We start from the raw sequence: 16,121 nt of genomic DNA, 5'->3' as shown, positions 1-16,121 counted from the left end.
CCTACGATGGCGGCATGACCGAGAAGACCGCCCCCTCCCCGAAGCCCTCGCTGCCCGCCGCCCCGGCAACGGCCGATGCCGACACCGCCTGGTGCGAGGCCCGCCGCGCCGAGGTCGAAGCCCACCTGCAACTCGCTGGCCTGGCCCACGGCCGCATCGGCGAAGTCCCCGCCTTCTACGCGATTCCCTACGCCAGCATCTGGGCAGTCGAAAGCAAAGACCGGCCCGAGTTCATCGGCTTCTGGGCCATCGCGGGCGACCTGCCCACCGACGCCATGCCGGCCTTCGGCATCGACACCCCGCGCGACGCGATGCGCGCCATCGGCAAGCGCTGGACGCACCACGCCCAGGCCCTCGAAGGCGGCGAAGTGCCGCAGGCGTGGCGGCACCTCAGCGACGCCCAGTTGTTGAAGCTCACCGCGCAACTGCGCAAGCGCGGCCCGGTCCTGGTGGCCTGGGCCGACGACGCCTCGGTGTGGCCGGCCGACCCGGGCAGCGACAGCAGCGACCCCGCCGAGGGCGACGACTGAGCCGAGGCCTTCGGCGCCGAACGCGAACGCGCGGGTGCTAAGGTCGGGCGCCCTGAGGAGCCCGCCATGCCCGCCCCATCTGCCGGGCCCTTCCCCGGCCCATCTACCGGCCCATCCCCCGGCCCACGTGACCTGCGCGGTGTGGAGCCCTTGCTCCTGGCCGCCACACGCGTGTCCACCTTCGACGGCGACCGGGCGCTGACCCACGCGAGCGGCTTTCTCTTCGCGCGCGACGAGCGCATCTTCCTCGTCACCAGCCGGCACGTGGTGAGCGACACGCCCTCGGGGCACCACCCCGACCGCATCGAGATCGAGCTGCACACCGACGAGCACAACCTTGCGCAGTCCATCGGCTTTTCGGTGCCGCTGTACCGCCATGGGCAAAGCGTGTGGCGGCAGGGGCGTGACGCTGGCGGCGAGATCGACGTCGCGGTGATCGAGCTCGAACGCCGCGCGCTGCCCTCGGCCATGGCCAGCCGTGCATTCACGCCGGCACACCTGGTCGAAGCCGCGGGGGTGGCGGTCGAAGCCGGACAGCCGCTGCTGGTCGTGGGCTTTCCACTCGGCTTTCACGACACGCTGCACCACCTGCCCGTGGTGCGGCAGGCGATCGTCGCCTCGTCGTTCAGCATGCGTTTCCAGGGGCAGGGCTACTTCCTGACCGATGCTCGCACCCACCGCGGCACCAGTGGTGCGCCGGTCGTGATGCGACTGCCCGCTCCGCCCGCCGGGGCGCCGGGCGATGCGCTGCCCTGGGCCCTGGTCGGCGTGCATTCGGCGCGGCTCGACATGGGCAACCGCGACCTGGCGGCCGACGAGTCGCTGGGCCTCAATTGCGCCTGGTACGCCGACATCCTGATGACCCTCACGGCGCCCCAAAACGGTGAGGGTGCTACAGTCGCGCCTCTTGCGTTGAGCCCGCGCCCTTCCCAGGGGCGCACGTGACAGGCCCGAACGCCTCACCTCCCTGATCGAGCGCACGTCCACACCCCGTGGCCCGCTCGCCGCCGAGGGCCCCGCATGGCGGCGCCCCCAGCCATCGAAAGAACTGCATCGATACGAATCTCCAGGTCGGCAAGTACCTCGTCGCACCCCTGACCCAATCTCTGTCCGACGGCCGCTTCACGGCCTCGGTGTCCATTCGCTCCGGCCGGGGCAGCGCCACACACGACCGCGTGATGCGTTTCGTTCCGCTGTTCGACACGGCCCAAGCAGCCCGCCGCTACGCCACCGACCAAGGCCTCGCCTGGGTCGCCGAACGCGCCTGCCCGCTCCCCGCATCCTCCTGCTGAAACCACAAGGAACCTCATGGCCAAAGAAGAACTGATCGAGATGAGCGGCGTTGTCAACGAAGTGCTGCCCGATTCACGCTTTCGCGTCACGCTCGACAACGGGCACAGCCTCGTCGCCTACACCTCGGGCCGCATGCGCAAGCACCACATCCGCATCCTCGCGGGTGACAACGTGTCGCTCGAACTCTCGCCCTACGACCTGAGCAAGGGCCGCATCACCTTCCGCCACCTCGGCGAACGTCGCGGTCCGGCCCCGACCGGCGCCCGCCGGCCGAACTGATCGCCCGACGGCACTGGGCGCCGCGCGGGCCGACCTGCGCCTTGGCGCTCGCGCCCGTTCGTCGGTACGCCTGAGCCCGCAGCGCCCCGGGCCTGCGTGACTCGCCCCTCGTTCTTGCCATGCGCAGCAAAGGTCAACCCAGCCGCCCCGTGGTGCCGGCGCCTGCCGAGGCCGGGCCGCGCCGCCCCGAACGTTGGGCGGTCGATGCCGGCGCGCGCGACGTGGCCCAGCTGAGCGTGCCGCCCGAGGCCCGGCGCGACCGCGTGTTCGAGGTGTTCTGCAGCTTCCAGGTGCGCACGGCCGTGGGCCGCGGCGACGCCTGGCACGGCATGCGGGTGCTGGTGAACGGCGCGCAGGAATGGGCGCGGCGCGTGCCCACCGACACCGGCGGGCGCGACTCGCTCGACTACCGCTTTCGCCGCGTCGTGCCTTCGGGCGAGGCGCTGCGGGTGGTGGTGAGCACCGAGGTCGATGGCGCGCTGCGCACGCAGCTCAGCGTCACCGCCGAAGAAGACTGACCGGGCCGCGCCCACGCGCTTCGCCCGACGTCCAGCCTTTCAGCCCAGCATCAGCAGGGCTTCGTCGCGCCAGTAGAGCGCGGCTTCGAACCAGCCTTCCCACACACAGCCGTTGCAGCCGCGTCCGCAGCAGGTCGTCGGCGGGGGCGGCGGCGCACGAAGCACCACGCCCTGCGACAGCGCTTGCTGCTGCAGGGCGTGGAAGACGGCTTGCGCCGAGGCGAGGTCGTGGATGGCTGGCGTCACGCCCGCGATGATCTCAGGTCGCGGCCACCACCGGCGTGCGGATCAGGTGGTCGAACGCGCTCAGCGCGGCCTTCGCCCCGTCGCCTGCGGCGATCACGATCTGCTTGTACGGCACCGTGGTGCAGTCACCCGCCGCGAACACGCCGGGCAGGTTGGTGTGGCCCTTGGCATCGACGATGATCTCGCCGAACTTGCTCAGCTCGACCGTGCCGCGCAGCCACTCGGTGTTGGGCACCAGGCCGATCTGCACGAACACGCCTTCGAGATCGACCGTGTGCTCGACGCCGGTCGCGCGGTCCTTGTACTTGAGGCCGTTGACCTTGCCGTCGGCGCCGGTGATCTCGGTCGTCTGCGCGTTCACGTGGATGGTCACGTTCGGCAGGCTCTTGAGCTTGTTGACCAGCACCGCGTCGGCCTTCAGTTCGGTCGCGAATTCGATCAGCGTCACGTGCGCCACGATGCCCGCGAGATCGATCGCCGCCTCGACGCCCGAGTTGCCGCCGCCGATCACCGACACCTTCTTGCCCTTGAACAGCGGCCCGTCGCAGTGCGGGCAGTAGGCCACGCCCTTGTTGCGGTACTCGGCTTCGCCGGGCACGTTGACGTTGCGCCAGCGCGCGCCGGTCGAGAGGATCACCGTCTTGCCCTTGAGCGTGCCGCCGTTGGCGAGCTGCACCGTGACCAGGCCGCCCGGCTCGGTCGCGGGGATCAGCTTGTCGGCGCGTTGCAGGTTCATGATCTCGACGTCGTAGGCGCGCACATGCGCTTCGAGCCCGGCGGCGAACTTCGGCCCGTCGGTCTCGAGCACCGAGATGTAGTTCTCGATGGCCAGCGTGTCGTTGACCTGCCCGCCGAAGCGTTCGGCCGCGATGCCGGTGCGAATGCCCTTGCGCGCCGCGTACACGGCCGCGGCCGCGCCGGCCGGGCCACCGCCGACGATGAGCACGTCGTACGGGTCTTTGGCCGACAGCTTGGCGGCGTCGCGTGCGGCGGCGCCGGTGTCGAGCTTGGCGACGATCTCTTCGACCGTCATGCGGCCCGAGCCGAACACCTCGCCGTTCAAGAAGACCATCGGCACGGCCATGATCTCGCGGCGCGTCACTTCGTCCTGGAAGGCGCCGCCCTCGATGACGGTCGTCTTGACCTTGGGGTTCAAGATGGCCATGAGCGACAGCGCCTGCACCACGTCAGGGCAGTTGTGGCAGCTCAGGCTCATGTAGACCTCGAAGTTGAAGTCACCGTCGAGCGCTTGAATCTGCTCGATCACATCGGGCTCGACCTTGGGCGGGTGGCCGCCGGTCCACAAGAGCGCGAGCACGAGCGAGGTGAACTCGTGGCCCAGCGGCAGGCCGGCAAAACGCAGGCTCGTGGTGGCGCCGGTGCGTTGCAGCGTGAACGAGGGCTTGCGGGCGTCTTGCCCATCGGTGCGCAGGCTGATCTTGTCGTGGCGCAGGCCTTGGATGGTCTGCAGCAGATCGAGCATTTCGCGCGAGTTCTCAGAGTCGCTCAGCGAGGCGACGATCTCGAAGGGTTGCTGCACGCGTTCGAGGTACGCGCCGAGTTGAGCCTTCAGGGTGTCGTCCAACATGGTGTCTATCTCCTATTCAAGCGACTTTGAGAACTGGCCTCCTTCGGATGGACGAAGAAGGCCCTTCGACGCCCCGCGTCGCCTCGTGGGCGGGCGCGGGCAGCGTCTGGTGCGGTGTGATGAGGCCAGGCCTCGTCACGGCACGTGGGTTTGATTTAGATCTTGCCGACCAGGTCGAGCGACGGGGTCAGCGTCTTGGCGCCTTCTTGCCACTTGGCCGGGCAGACCTGGCCGGGGTTCTTGGCGACGTATTGCGCGGCCTTGAGCTTGCGCACGGTTTCCTTCATGTCACGCGCGATGGCGTTGTCATGGATTTCGAGCGTCTTGATCACGCCATCGGGGTTGATGACGAAGGTGCCGCGCAGGGCCAGGCCTTCTTCGTCGATGTGCACGCCGAACGCGCGGGTCAGCGCGTGCGTCGGGTCGCCGACCAGCGGGAACTGCGCCTTGCCGACGGCCGGCGAGGTTTCGTGCCAGACCTTGTGGGCGAAGTGCGTGTCGGTCGTGACGATGTAGACCTCGGCGCCGAGCTTCTGGAATTCAGCGTAGTTCTCGGCCGCGTCTTCGACTTCGGTCGGGCAGTTGAACGTGAACGCGGCCGGCATGAACACGAACACCGACCACTTGCCCTTCAGGTCTTTTTCGCTGATGTCGATGAACTTGCCTTGCTTGAAGGCGGTGGCTTTGAAGGCCGGAACGGCGGTGTTGATCAGGGACATGCTTCTCTCCTGTGTTGCTTGGTTGGGGGTTGGGAAAAACGGTGCGAACAGCGCAAATCTTAGGTGCGCCGCGTCATTTTCTGGCTTGATTGGCTGTATGCAATCGATAGATTTTATCTATGCAGCAAGGACCTCTGGCGACCCGCCTTGAGTGGCTACGTCAATCAACGTATTCGCCGGGCGGGGGGCGGTTTCGACAATGGTCCGACACCCCTCACGGAGCCTCCCATGATCCACGGCGACATTTCCAGCAGCAAGGACACGGTCGGTGTCGCGGTCGTCAACTACAAGATGCCGCGCCTGCACACGCGCGCCGAGGTGCTGGCCAACTGCAAGCAGATCGCCTCGATGGTCGAGGGCCTGAAGCAGGGGCTGCCGGGGCTCGACCTGGTGATCTTCCCGGAGTACAGCACCCACGGGATCATGTACGACAGCGCTGAGATGTACGAGAACGCGGCCAGCGTGCCGGGCTTCGAGACCGAGATCTTCGCGGCGGCCTGCAAGAAGGCGAAGGTCTGGGGCGTGTTTTCGCTCACCGGCGAGCGCCACGAAGAGCACCCCAACAAGGCGCCGTACAACACGCTCATCCTGATGAACGACCAGGGCGAGATCGTCCAGAAGTACCGCAAGATCATGCCGTGGGTGCCCATCGAGGGCTGGTACCCCGGCAACTGCACCTACGTGAGCGACGGCCCCAAGGGATTGAAGGTCAGCCTCATCATCTGCGACGACGGCAACTACCCCGAGATCTGGCGCGACTGCGCGATGAAAGGCGCCGAGCTGATCGTGCGCTGCCAGGGCTACATGTACCCGGCGAAAGAGCAGCAGATCCTGATGGCCAAGGCGATGGCCTTCGCCAACAACACCTACGTGGCGGTGGCCAACGCGACCGGCTTCGACGGCGTGTACTCGTACTTCGGCCACTCGGCGCTGATCGGCTTCGATGGCCGCACGCTGGGCGAATGCGGCGAAGAAGACATGGGCGTGCAGTACGCCGCGCTGAGCAAGGGCCTGATCCGCGACTTTCGCAAGAACGGCCAGAGCGAGAACCACCTCTTCAAGCTGCTGCACCGCGGCTACACGGGCCTGATCAACTCGCGCGAAGGCGACCAGGGCGTGGCCGCCTGCCCGTACGAGTTCTATGCGAAGTGGGTGGCCGACCCCGAGGCCATGCGCCAGCAGGTTGAGTCGTTCACGCGCACGACGGTGGGCACCGACGAGGCGCCGATCGAGGGCCTTCCGAACACCTCGACGCTCGGCCACCGTTGAGCGGTGCCGGCATGAACGCACGCCACGGCGGTGGGCCGTTCTACCAAGCGCTTGCCGACGAGTGCACGCTGTTCGAGGCGGCCTATGCGCAACGCCTGCCGGTGCTGCTGAAAGGGCCGACGGGCTGCGGCAAGACGCGCTTCGTTGAGCACATGGCGTGGCGGCTGGGCCGGCCGCTCATCACGGTGGCCTGCCACGACGACCTGACGGCGGGCGACCTCACCGGCCGCTGGGTGCTCGATGCCGAGGGCACCCGCTGGCAAGACGGCCCGCTGACCCGCGCGGCCCGCACCGGCGCCATCTGCTACCTCGACGAACTGGTCGAAGCGCGCAGCGACACCACGGTGGTCATCCACCCGCTGACCGACACGCGCCGCGTGCTGCCGCTCGAACGCTGCAGCGAGACCGTGCGTGCGCACCCCGACTTTCTGCTGGTGGTGTCTTACAACCCCGGCTACGCGGCGGCGCACAAGGCGCTGAAGCCTTCGACGCGGCAGCGCTTCTGCGCGCTGGCGTTTCACTACCCGCCGCCGGAGGTCGAGGCCGACATCGTCGCGCACGAAGCGGGGCTGGACGTGGCCGAAGCCGGCACGCTGGTGGCCTTCGGCCTGCGCACGCGTCGCCTGCAAGGCCACGGCCTGGGCGAGGGCGCCTCGACACGCATGCTGATCCACGCCGGGCGCTTGATGGGGCAGGGCGTGCCGGTGCAGGCGGCGTGCCGCGCTGCCATCGTCGCACCGCTCAGCGACGAGCCCGATGTGCTGCAAGCCCTCGAAGGCGCGCTGGCCGCGTCGTTCTGAACGGCGTCGATGCTGACGCTCGAAGCCGGCCGCTCCGAGCTGCTGGCCTACCAGCAAGCGCTGTGGAACCGCGCACCCGCGTTGTGGCCGCTGGCCGACGAGGCCGCGCCCTGCGTGTCGAACCTCGGCATCCACCTGCCGGCCCGCGCCTCACGCACCTGGTTCCAAGCGGCCACCGCACATGCCGGCGCCCACCTCACGTACACGCGCGAGCGCTTCGACGCGAAGAGCCTCAAGCCCATCACCCGCGCGTTGGTGGGCCTGCTCGAAGACGCGCGCGTCGAATGGCTGGCCTGCCGCGAGCTGCCCGGGCTGCGGGCCTTGTGGCTGCCCTTTCACGCGCTGCCCGGCGGCGATGACGGCCAGGGCTTCGAGGCCTTGATGCGCCGGCTGGCGCGCTGCCTGCTCGACCCGCGCCACGACGACCCGCACCCCTGGGTGCGCAAGGGCCGCACGCTCTTCTATGGCGACGCCGATGGCCGCGTGATGCAGCTGTGCCGAGCCGACGCGCTGCGCCAGGCCGCGTCGCGCCTGGGCCATGACATCGGCCAGATGCGCCTGCCCTTCAACCCGCGGCTCTATGTGGTGCAGCCCGGCTATCGCGATGACCACGCGTTGCTGTGGGCGGACGAGGGCACTGCGCGCGAGCACGACGAACCGCCGCCCGGCGCGGGCGCGGGGCGGCGCGATGAAGCCCGGGAACCCGACGCGCCTGCGCCGGTCACGCCGCACTGGTACCCCGAGTGGGACCGTCTGATCGCGCGCCACCGATTGCAGTGGTGCCAGGTGCAGGAGCACGCGGCGCCTCGCCCACGGGAGTCGCCCGAGTGGACGGGCCCCGTGGCCGCCGTCGCCGGTTTGCCTTGGGCCTGGGACGAATGCCCGCTTGAGCGCCTGCGCCGTCAACGCGAGGGCGAGGCGCTGGACCTCGACGCGGCCTTGCAATCCCGCCTCGGCGTTCGCGCCGGCCATGCGCCCGACGACCGCGTGCACGTGGCCGACCGCGCGCGCCCAGGGGCGGTGGCCGAGCTGTGGCTGCTGGACCTGTCGGCATCGAGCGACGACGCGCAACTCGACCCGGCCCGCCGCGCGGCCGCCTGGGCGGCGCATGGCCTGCGCGCGCGCGGCGGTGCCTGCGCCATCGACGGCTTTCGCTCGGCGGGCCGGCAGGCGGTGCGCTACGACCGCCTGAAGGACTTCGACGAACCCCTGCACGCGGGCGTCCTGCAGGCCCTGCACAGCCTGCGCGCTGGCGGCTCGACACGCCTGGGCGCGGCCGTGCGCCACGCCACGCGCCGCCTGCTGGCGCGGCCCGAGCCGATGCGCCGGCTGGTGGTGTTGACCGATGGCGAGCCGCACGACATCGACGTGCACGACCCCCGCTACCTGATCGACGATGCGCAGCAGGCCCTGGCCGAGGCGCGTCGGCAAGGCATCCGGGTGCTGGGGCTGGGCTGGGGCCCCGCGACCTGGCCGGCCCTGTGCCGGGTGTTCGGCCGCGATGCGCGCGTGTGGCGGTGAGCGGCCAGGGGCCGGGCGGCGTCAGTCGGTGGCGGGGTCGCCGTCGACCTCGTCTTCGCGCGCGGGCGGCGTGGCCTTGAGCCGGTAGCTTTCGGACGCCCAGCCGCCGAAGTCGATGTTCTTGCAGCGTTCGCTGCAGAAGGGGCGGAAGGGGTTGTCGGCCGCGTAGACGCTGTCGCCGCCGCAGGTGGGGCACTTGACGAGGCGGGGGCGGGGTGTCGGGGTGGGGCCGTTCATGAGCACAAGGTCAGCTCGAAGGTGGCGTCCACGGGCGCCGGCTTGAGGCGCCCGTCGGCGTCCTGCTTCATCAGGCGCACGGTGACCATCAGGCGGTGGCCGCTGATCTCGGGTACGAGGTGCAGGGCCGGGTCGATGCGAAGGCGCAGCAGGTGGTAGCTGCGGCTTGGCGGCAGGCTTTGCTGGTAGTGCCCACCCTGGGCCATGACCTTCTGCGGCACGCCCGAGTCGCGCAGCAGGCCCAGCAGCACCTGCAGTGCTTCGGCCAGCGGCATCATGGTGTTGACCCACTGCACGAGGTCGGCGCGGCGCTTGGTGGGCTCGCTCTTCTGCCAGGCGTAGTAGGCGGGCAGGTCGAATTCGCAGGTGCCGCCCGGGATGCTGATGCGGCTGCGCACGCTCATCAGCCATTCGTTGGCGGTCAGCGCGTGGCCGGCCTTGCCCGAGAGGTTGTTGAGCGCGTTGAAGGCGTGGTCCACCTTGCCGATCACCTCGTTGAGCACCGACTCGGCGATCGCGGGGTTGCCGCGGTAGGTCTGCAACTGCGCGCGCTGGCGGTCGAGGTCTTTGAGCAGGTCCGACTTGAGGTCGGCGCGCGAGGCCACGTCCATGATCTCGAACAGCGTGGCCAGCGCGTAGTGGTGGTCCACCGCGTCGTCACGCGGGATCAGTTTGCCCAGGCGATCGAACAGGTGTTCGAGCCGCAGCATCGTGCGAATGCTCTCGTTGAACGGGTATTCGTAGAGGATCAAGGCGGACATTCCGGTGATGCGCGACAGGCGAATCAGCGGGATTGTTCCACAGGGCTTGGGCTCATCAGGCCATGACCGGGCGCGCGTGCGGGCACCAGGCCTGCCACACCGCTTCGACCTCGGTCTGCAGGGCCGCCAGCGAGAGGCCGTCGTTGAAGATCACCGCATCGGCCGCCGCGCGGCGCTGCGCCCGCGTGGCCTGCTGGGCGATCACCGCCAACACCGTCTCACGCGACCAGCCGGAGCGCTGCATCACGCGCTGCACCTGGGTGTCCTCGCGGGCATCGACGACCAGCACGCGGTCCACCCGCGAACGCCAGCGCGGCGACTCGACCAGCAGGGGCACGTCGAACACGATGGCGTCGCCCGTGGCAGCCTGCGCGCGGCGGTCCACCTCAAGGCCGATCAATGGGTGAAGAATGGCTTCGAGCCGCGTCTTGGCGGTCGCGTCTGCAAAGACCAGCGTGCGCATGAAGGCGCGGTCGAGGGCGCCGGTGGCGTCGATGGCCGGTGCACCGAAGGTGCTGCGGATCGGCTCGATCGCCGCGCCGCCGGGCAGCGTGAGCGACTTCGAGATGGCGTCGGTGTCGACCAGTGTCGCACCGTGCGCCACCAGCATCGCGGCGACGGTGCTCTTGCCGCTGCCGATGCCGCCGGTCAGGCCGATGCGCGGCAGGTCCGGCAGGTGGTGCGACATCCGGCTTTCTGAGCGGTCAGGCCCAGCCGAGCCAGCCCAGCACGCGCTCTTGGCCGGCGAGCAGCACCACGATGCCCCCGCCCGCGAGGAAGGGCCCGAAGGGCACGTACAGGCCTTCGCGCAGGTTGCTGGCGAGCTTCATGCCGATGCCGACGATGGCGCCGATCAACGAGGCCCCCAGCACGATCGGCAGAATCATCTGCCAGCCCAGCCAGGCCCCGAGCGCGGCGAGCAGCTTGAAGTCGCCATAACCCATGCCCTCTTTGCCGGTGGTCAGCTTGAACAGCCAGTAGACCGACCACAGCGACAGGTAGCCGGCGACCGCGCCCCAGATGGCCTCGGGCAGCGGCAGCGTCCAGCCCAGCGTGGCGGCGATGAGCCCGGCCCACAGCAGCGGCAGGGTCAGCGCGTCGGGCAGCAGGGTCGTGTCCCAGTCGATCGCGGCGAGCGCCACCAGCACGGCCACGACGCCGCACCAGGCCAGCACCACTGGCACAGCGCCGACGTGGTAACCCACCGCGACGAACAAACCGCCCGTGAGCAGCTCGATGAACGGGTAGCGCGGCGAGATCTTCGTCTTGCAGGCCGAACACCGGCCGCGCAGCAGCAGGTAGCTCAGCACCGGGATGTTCTGGTACCAGGCGATGCGGTGCCCGCAAGACGGGCAGCGCGACCGGGGCTTGGACAGGCTGATGGGCTCGGCGGCATCCACCTTCACGTCGAGCAACTCCGCCGCGGCCTGGCGATCCTCCTGCTCCATCATGAGCGGTAGGCGGTGGATGACGACGTTCAGGAAGCTGCCGATGCACAGCCCGAACAGCCCCAGGACCCACGGCGACAGGAGAACCTGCGTCAGTTCCGTGCTCATCGCGGCGTCGTCAGACGACTTGGCCGAGCTTGAAGATGGGCAGGTACATCGACACGACGATGCCACCGATGAGCGTGCCGAGGATCACGATGATGATCGGCTCCATCAGACTCGACAGGCCCTTCACCGCCTCGTCCACCTCGTCTTCATAGAACTCGGCCGCCTTGCCCAGCATGCCGTCGAGCGAGCCCGACTCTTCGCCGATCGCGCACATCTGCAAGACCATGGTGGGGAAGACGCCGGTTGTCTGCATCGAGGTGGTCAGGCTGGCACCAGTGGACACATCGCGTTGGATTTGTTCGGTGGCGTCCTTGAAGACCGCGTTGCCCGAGGCGCCGCCGACGGAGTCGAGTGCTTCCACGAGAGGAACACCGGCCGCGAACATGGTGGACAGGGTGCGGGTCCAGCGCGCGACGACCGACTTGTTGACCAGTTCGCCGAAGATCGGCACCCGCAGCAGCAGGCGGTCCATCGTCCGCTGCATGTTCTCGGAGCGTTTCCACGATTCGAGGAAGAAATAGCCGCCGCCGCCGATGACGCCGAAGATGATGTACCAGTAGGTCACGAAAATGTCCGACATGCCCATCACGAACAGCGTGGGTGCGGGCAGGTCGGCGCCGAAGGAGGTGAACACCTCCTTGAAGGACGGGATCACGAAGATCATGATCACCGCCAGCACGACAAAGGCCACGATGATCACGGCCGTGGGGTACATCAGCGCCGACTTGATCTTGTTCTTGATCGCCATCGTCTTTTCTTGGTAGATGGCCAGGCGGTCCAGCAAGGCCTCCAAGATACCGCCGGCCTCACCGGCCTCGACGAGGTTGCAGTACAGCGAATCGAAATACAGCGGGTGCTTGCGGAACGCAGACGACAGGCTGGTGCCGGTTTCGACGTCTGAGCGGATGTCGTTCAGCAGCTTGGTCAGCTTGGGGTTCGTGCTGCCGCGGCCCACGATGTCGAAGGCTTGCAGCAGAGGCACGCCCGCTTTCATCATGGTGGACAACTGGCGCGTAAAGATTGCGATGTCTTTCTGCTTGATGGCCTTGCCGCCCGAGGTGCGGCGCTTCTTCACCTTGGTGACCATCACCCCCTGGCGACGCAGGCTGGCGCTGACCATGGCTTCGCCCCCGGCGCGCATCTCGCCGCGCACGAGCTTGCCGTTCCTGTCCTTGCCTTCCCATTCGAAGACAAGTTCCTTGATGCCCTTCACGGCGGTCGCTGTTGCCATATGGTCTGCGAGGCGTCTACCGCCTCGTCCGTCTCATGTTGTCGGTGGAGCCGAGGCCCCTTGTCGCGCGTCCAGCACTACTCATTGGTGACCGAGATCACCTCGTCCAGCGTCGTCAGGCCCGCGCGAACCTTGACCAGGCCCGATTGGCGCAGATCACGGATGCCTTCGCGCTGCGCCTGGGCGGCGATGTCCATCGCGGTGCCTTCGGACAGGATGATGCGCTGAATCTCTTCGGAAATGGGCATCACCTGGTAAATGCCGACCCGACCTTTGTAGCCGTTGCTGCAATTTGAGCACCCGACGGCCCGGTACGGCTTCCAGGTGCCGTCGAGGTCCGTTTCCGCATAGCCGGCTTTGAGCATGGCCTCGCGGGGGTACTCGGCCGGCGCCTTGCAGCTCTCGCACAGCCGGCGCGCCAGGCGCTGAGCCGTGATCAACAGCACGCTGGAGGCGATGTTGAAGGGCGCTACGCCCATGTTCAGCAAGCGGGTCAGTGTGGTGGGTGCGTCATTGGTGTGCAGGGTGGACATCACCATGTGCCCCGTCTGCGCGGCCTTGATCGCGATGTCGGCCGTTTCCAGATCGCGGATTTCGCCCACCATGATCACGTCCGGATCCTGCCGCAGGAAGGACTTGAGCGCCGCCGAGAACGTCAGACCCGCCTTGTCGTTGACGTTGACCTGGTTGATGCCGGGCAGGTTGATTTCAGCCGGATCTTCGACGGTCGAGATGTTGACCCCCGGCTGGTTCAGGATGTTGAGGCAGGTGTAGAGCGACACGGTCTTGCCACTGCCGGTCGGGCCCGTCACGAGGATCATCCCGTAAGGGCGGACGATGGCGTTCATCAGCCGCTCTTTTTCGATCTTCTCGTAGCCGAGCGCTTCGATGCCCAGCTTGGCACTCGACGGATCGAGAATCCGGATCACGATCTTCTCGCCGAACAGCGTGGGCAGCGTGCTGACCCGGAAGTCGATCGCCTTGCTGCCGAACTTCATCTTCATGCGCCCGTCTTGGGGCACGCGTTTCTCGGAGATGTCCAGGCGTGAAATCACCTTGATGCGAGACGCCAGCTTGTCCTTGATGGCAATCGGAGGCTGGGTGATTTCGCGCAACTCACCGTCGATGCGGAAGCGCACGCGGTAGTGGTACTCGTAGGGTTCGAAGTGGAGGTCAGAGGCCCGCGCGTTGATCGCGTCGATCAGCATCTTCTGGAGGAAGCGCACGACCGGTGCGTCCTCCACGTCGGTCGCAACCTCTTGGGTTTCAGCTTGCGGCGTGGCGTCGTCGGTGACGTCGAACTCGAAGTCGCCGCCGACGATGTTCTCCAACGCCTCGGCGGCACTCGCGCCGCTCGCTTCGAGCATCTTCGTGAGCTTGTCGTGTTCGACGATGACCCACTCGGGCGACAACTGTGTGGCGAACTTGATGCGTTCGGCCGCTTCCTGGTCGGTCGGGTCGGCCCCGCCAATGAACAGGCGATTGCCCCGCTTGCCCAGGACCAGCACCTGGTACTGCGATGCGAGCTTGCCGTCGATGACGTTGCGCGGCAGACGCTGTGCGTCCATCGCGTTCAGATCAAGCAGGGGAAGGGCCAGCGCGCTCGACAGCGTGTGGGCGAGATCGGCGGGGGAAATGGCCCCGGCGGTGATCACTGCCGAGACGAAGTTGGTCTTCTTCTCTTTCGCCGTGCGGACAAGATCCTCAGCCGTTTTGGCGTTGAGTTTGCCCGCATGCACCAGCACCCGAGCAACGCCCGAGAGCGTCGAGGGAGAGGCTTCGGCAAGGGTGTCCACAGGCGGCTGAGTCGTCGGTCAAAGGTCGGGGATCAAAGCATGATCGCCGATTCGACTCAGCGTGTAAACCAGCGGATTGTGTCGAAGTTTTGAGAAATTGCCGCCTTGATGCCGCGTACTGAAGCAAATTTTGCTTCAGAGGGCTGTTGGCGATTGCAATGAATGCAAGGTCTGGTCGGGGTGAGAGGATTCGAACCTCCGGCCTCTACGTCCCGAACGTAGCGCTCTACCAGGCTAAGCTACACCCCGATGGGCGCAAGTGCGAAGAGCATTCTTGCGCTGCGAGCACTCTAGGCAGAGCGCTCAACCGACCGAACGCAGAATTCTAGCAGAGCATCGCGGTGCACTGACACGGGGAGTTGCATCAACGACTCACGCGCCTTGTTCGACTCGGTGCGAGCTGCTTCTCGCGTGGCCTCAATGGCACCTGTTTTCCGCACGATCGCGACGATTTCCGGCAAGCGATCGACCTCGCCGTGTTGAATCGCATGGCGGATCAAAGCGCACTCTTCGTCGCTGCCGCGCGCCATGGCCAACAGCAGTGGCAGGGTGGGCTTGCCTTCGCGCAAGTCGTCACCAACGTTTTTCCCCAGTGCGGCGGTTGCGCCTTCGTAGTCAAGGAGGTCGTCGACCAGTTGAAATGCGGTTCCCAGCGCCCTGCCGTACGAGGCGCAAGCCTCTTCGACATCAGCGGGCGCATCTGCCAGCACGGCACCCAATCGGGCGCTGGCTTCAAACAGCTTGGCCGTCTTGTAGCGGATCACCTTCAGGTAGTCGTCCACCGCCACATCGGGGTCGTGCATGTTCAGCAACTGCAGCACTTCGCCCTCGGCGATCACGTTGGTGGCATCGGCGAGGATTTCCAGCACCCGCATCCGGTTGACCGATACCATCATCTGGAAGGCGCGCGAATACAAGAAGTCTCCGACCAGCACGCTGGCCGCGTTGCCGAACAGCGCGTTGGCCGTCTGCCGCCCGCGTCGGAGCGACGATTCGTCCACCACGTCGTCGTGCAGCAGGGTGGCGGTGTGGATGAATTCGACGGTGGCGGCCAGCTCATGCCGCTCCGAGCCCTCGAAGCCCAGTGCGCGCGCAAAGAGAATCACCAGCTTTGGCCGGATCCGCTTGCCGCCGGCGCTGACGATGTAGTGCGAGATCTGGTTGATCAGGGCGACGTCCGAGGCCAAGCGGCGCTGGATGACCGCATCGACCTCGAGCATCTCGGCGTTCATCGAATACTCGCCGCGCACGGCCGGGGCGTCGGGAGGGGTGGGGGCAAGTTGCACTGTCGGCTCTGAGTGAAGGCCTCAAATTATAGGAAGGCCGACCGAGGTGCCTGTCGCCGGGTCGAGCCGGGTTCGGGCGGATTTGGCTTCGAGCCTGCCCCATGGTAGACTCGCGGGCTTCGCGTTCTGCGGAGACTTCGGGTGTTTGTGGCTCGAAGATTTGATGAAAGGGCTGATATGTACGCGGTCATAAAAACCGGCGGCAAACAATACAAAGTTGCTGCAGGCGAAAAGATCAAGGTAGAACAGATAGCTGCGGATGTTGGCCAAGAGATCACGATCGACCAAGTGCTGGCTGTCGGAAACGGCGCGGACTTGAAAGTCGGGACTCCCTTGGTAGCGGGTGCAAGCATCAAGGCCACGGTGGTGGCGCATGGCAGGCATGACAAAGTGCGCATTTTCAAAATGCGCCGTCGCAAGCACTACCAGAAGCGCCAAGGCCATCGCCAAAACTTCACCGAGATCGAAATCAGCGCGGTCAACGCCTGATT

The 16,121-nt window shown here is 67.1% G+C and carries 19 protein-coding genes and 1 tRNA gene; 9 read left to right on the top strand and 11 right to left on the bottom strand.

Going from position 1 to position 16,121, the window contains the following annotated elements:
- Window positions 1-14 precede the first annotated feature (14 nt).
- The 5 genes from AC1KAT_RS05280 to AC1KAT_RS05260 all read left to right on the top strand — a co-directional run bounded on the left by AC1KAT_RS05280 (window position 15) and on the right by AC1KAT_RS05260 (window position 2,620).
- Window positions 15-530, top strand: coding sequence for a DUF4826 family protein (locus tag AC1KAT_RS05280; protein ID WP_480323506.1), 516 nt, complete (start codon window positions 15-17; stop codon window positions 528-530).
- A gap of 66 nt (window positions 531-596) precedes the next feature.
- Complete coding sequence (locus AC1KAT_RS05275; protein ID WP_480323504.1) at window positions 597-1,475, top strand: trypsin-like peptidase domain-containing protein; 879 nt, start codon at window positions 597-599, stop codon at window positions 1,473-1,475.
- Window positions 1,476-1,522: 47 nt separating this feature from the next.
- On the top strand, window positions 1,523-1,822 hold the full coding sequence (locus AC1KAT_RS05270; protein ID WP_480323502.1) for a hypothetical protein: 300 nt from the start codon (window positions 1,523-1,525) through the stop codon (window positions 1,820-1,822).
- A 16-nt stretch (window positions 1,823-1,838) separates the two neighbouring features.
- On the top strand, window positions 1,839-2,102 hold the full coding sequence (gene infA / locus AC1KAT_RS05265; protein WP_480323500.1) for a translation initiation factor IF-1: 264 nt from the start codon (window positions 1,839-1,841) through the stop codon (window positions 2,100-2,102).
- Between the two features lie 119 nt (window positions 2,103-2,221).
- Entirely contained in the window at window positions 2,222-2,620 is a 399-nt protein-coding gene (locus AC1KAT_RS05260) for a hypothetical protein (protein WP_480323498.1), read from the top strand.
- Between the two features lie 39 nt (window positions 2,621-2,659).
- On the opposite strand, the gene AC1KAT_RS05255 is transcribed toward AC1KAT_RS05260, so the two are convergent.
- From AC1KAT_RS05255 to ahpC, 3 genes are all read right to left on the bottom strand, one after another.
- Window positions 2,660-2,866: an oxidoreductase-like domain-containing protein gene (locus AC1KAT_RS05255; protein ID WP_480323496.1), complete on the bottom strand. Its 207-nt coding sequence runs from the start codon at window positions 2,864-2,866 to the stop codon at window positions 2,660-2,662.
- 13 nt (window positions 2,867-2,879) lie between these two features.
- Complete coding sequence (ahpF, locus tag AC1KAT_RS05250) at window positions 2,880-4,454, bottom strand: alkyl hydroperoxide reductase subunit F (RefSeq protein WP_480323494.1); 1,575 nt, start codon at window positions 4,452-4,454, stop codon at window positions 2,880-2,882.
- Between the two features lie 155 nt (window positions 4,455-4,609).
- Window positions 4,610-5,173 carry an alkyl hydroperoxide reductase subunit C gene (gene ahpC, locus AC1KAT_RS05245; protein ID WP_480323492.1) on the bottom strand — a complete coding sequence of 188 codons (564 nt, stop codon included), beginning with the start codon at window positions 5,171-5,173 and terminating at the stop codon, window positions 4,610-4,612.
- 228 nt (window positions 5,174-5,401) lie between these two features.
- Between ahpC and AC1KAT_RS05240 the strand changes: the two genes are divergently transcribed.
- The 3 genes from AC1KAT_RS05240 to AC1KAT_RS05230 are packed head-to-tail and all read left to right on the top strand — an operon-like array spanning window position 5,402 to window position 8,763.
- Entirely contained in the window at window positions 5,402-6,442 is a 1,041-nt protein-coding gene (locus tag AC1KAT_RS05240) for an aliphatic amidase (RefSeq protein ID WP_480323491.1), read from the top strand.
- 11 nt (window positions 6,443-6,453) lie between these two features.
- Window positions 6,454-7,242: an AAA family ATPase gene (locus AC1KAT_RS05235; RefSeq protein ID WP_480323489.1), complete on the top strand. Its 789-nt coding sequence runs from the start codon at window positions 6,454-6,456 to the stop codon at window positions 7,240-7,242.
- 9 nt (window positions 7,243-7,251) lie between these two features.
- Window positions 7,252-8,763, top strand: coding sequence for a nitric oxide reductase activation protein NorD (locus AC1KAT_RS05230; RefSeq protein ID WP_480323487.1), 1,512 nt, complete (start codon window positions 7,252-7,254; stop codon window positions 8,761-8,763).
- Between the two features lie 21 nt (window positions 8,764-8,784).
- Here AC1KAT_RS05230 and AC1KAT_RS05225 read toward each other — a convergent pair whose 3' ends face one another.
- The 8 genes from AC1KAT_RS05225 to AC1KAT_RS05190 form a co-directional block, all read right to left on the bottom strand.
- On the bottom strand, window positions 8,785-9,000 hold the full coding sequence (locus tag AC1KAT_RS05225) for a DNA gyrase inhibitor YacG (RefSeq protein ID WP_480323485.1): 216 nt from the start codon (window positions 8,998-9,000) through the stop codon (window positions 8,785-8,787).
- The gene (zapD, locus tag AC1KAT_RS05220; protein ID WP_480323483.1) at window positions 8,997-9,752 is read right to left on the bottom strand and encodes a cell division protein ZapD; all 756 of its coding nucleotides are present in this window, start codon (window positions 9,750-9,752) and stop codon (window positions 8,997-8,999) included. The genes AC1KAT_RS05225 and zapD overlap by 4 nt, the downstream gene beginning before the upstream one ends.
- Window positions 9,753-9,816: 64 nt before the next feature.
- Window positions 9,817-10,449 carry a dephospho-CoA kinase gene (gene coaE / locus AC1KAT_RS05215; RefSeq protein WP_480323481.1) on the bottom strand — a complete coding sequence of 211 codons (633 nt, stop codon included), beginning with the start codon at window positions 10,447-10,449 and terminating at the stop codon, window positions 9,817-9,819.
- A gap of 16 nt (window positions 10,450-10,465) precedes the next feature.
- On the bottom strand, window positions 10,466-11,317 hold the full coding sequence (locus AC1KAT_RS05210) for a prepilin peptidase (protein WP_480323479.1): 852 nt from the start codon (window positions 11,315-11,317) through the stop codon (window positions 10,466-10,468).
- 10 nt (window positions 11,318-11,327) lie between these two features.
- Complete coding sequence (locus AC1KAT_RS05205) at window positions 11,328-12,548, bottom strand: type II secretion system F family protein (protein ID WP_480323477.1); 1,221 nt, start codon at window positions 12,546-12,548, stop codon at window positions 11,328-11,330.
- 77 nt (window positions 12,549-12,625) lie between these two features.
- Window positions 12,626-14,344, bottom strand: coding sequence for a type IV-A pilus assembly ATPase PilB (gene pilB, locus AC1KAT_RS05200; RefSeq protein ID WP_480323475.1), 1,719 nt, complete (start codon window positions 14,342-14,344; stop codon window positions 12,626-12,628).
- A gap of 172 nt (window positions 14,345-14,516) precedes the next feature.
- A tRNA-Pro gene (locus AC1KAT_RS05195) sits at window positions 14,517-14,593 on the bottom strand.
- A gap of 41 nt (window positions 14,594-14,634) precedes the next feature.
- A complete protein-coding gene (locus AC1KAT_RS05190; RefSeq protein WP_480324309.1) occupies window positions 14,635-15,576 on the bottom strand; it encodes a polyprenyl synthetase family protein in 942 nt (313 codons plus the stop codon).
- 231 nt (window positions 15,577-15,807) lie between these two features.
- Here AC1KAT_RS05190 and rplU point away from each other — a divergent pair, with 231 nt between their 5' ends.
- Entirely contained in the window at window positions 15,808-16,119 is a 312-nt protein-coding gene (rplU, locus tag AC1KAT_RS05185) for a 50S ribosomal protein L21 (protein WP_480323473.1), read from the top strand.
- Window positions 16,120-16,121 lie beyond the last annotated feature (2 nt).

The sequence above is a fragment of the Piscinibacter sp. PDB5-1 genome (assembly GCF_056676035.1).
The sequence above is the reverse complement of the archived record's forward strand: the minus strand, read 5'-3'. Positions and strand labels throughout refer to the sequence as shown.

Coding starts and splice junctions, on each gene's coding strand:
- AC1KAT_RS05280 (WP_480323506.1), top strand. CDS start 15: ATGACCGAGAAGACCGCCCCCTCCCCGAAGCCCTCGCTGCCCGCCGCC.
- AC1KAT_RS05275 (WP_480323504.1), top strand. CDS start 597: ATGCCCGCCCCATCTGCCGGGCCCTTCCCCGGCCCATCTACCGGCCCA.
- infA (WP_480323500.1), top strand. CDS start 1,839: ATGGCCAAAGAAGAACTGATCGAGATGAGCGGCGTTGTCAACGAAGTG.
- AC1KAT_RS05260 (WP_480323498.1), top strand. CDS start 2,222: ATGCGCAGCAAAGGTCAACCCAGCCGCCCCGTGGTGCCGGCGCCTGCC.
- ahpF (WP_480323494.1), bottom strand. CDS start 4,454: ATGTTGGACGACACCCTGAAGGCTCAACTCGGCGCGTACCTCGAACGC.
- ahpC (WP_480323492.1), bottom strand. CDS start 5,173: ATGTCCCTGATCAACACCGCCGTTCCGGCCTTCAAAGCCACCGCCTTC.
- AC1KAT_RS05240 (WP_480323491.1), top strand. CDS start 5,402: ATGATCCACGGCGACATTTCCAGCAGCAAGGACACGGTCGGTGTCGCG.
- AC1KAT_RS05235 (WP_480323489.1), top strand. CDS start 6,454: ATGAACGCACGCCACGGCGGTGGGCCGTTCTACCAAGCGCTTGCCGAC.
- AC1KAT_RS05230 (WP_480323487.1), top strand. CDS start 7,252: ATGCTGACGCTCGAAGCCGGCCGCTCCGAGCTGCTGGCCTACCAGCAA.
- AC1KAT_RS05225 (WP_480323485.1), bottom strand. CDS start 9,000: ATGAACGGCCCCACCCCGACACCCCGCCCCCGCCTCGTCAAGTGCCCC.
- coaE (WP_480323481.1), bottom strand. CDS start 10,449: ATGTCGCACCACCTGCCGGACCTGCCGCGCATCGGCCTGACCGGCGGC.
- AC1KAT_RS05210 (WP_480323479.1), bottom strand. CDS start 11,317: ATGAGCACGGAACTGACGCAGGTTCTCCTGTCGCCGTGGGTCCTGGGG.
- AC1KAT_RS05205 (WP_480323477.1), bottom strand. CDS start 12,548: ATGGCAACAGCGACCGCCGTGAAGGGCATCAAGGAACTTGTCTTCGAA.
- AC1KAT_RS05190 (WP_480324309.1), bottom strand. CDS start 15,576: ATGAACGCCGAGATGCTCGAGGTCGATGCGGTCATCCAGCGCCGCTTG.
- rplU (WP_480323473.1), top strand. CDS start 15,808: ATGTACGCGGTCATAAAAACCGGCGGCAAACAATACAAAGTTGCTGCA.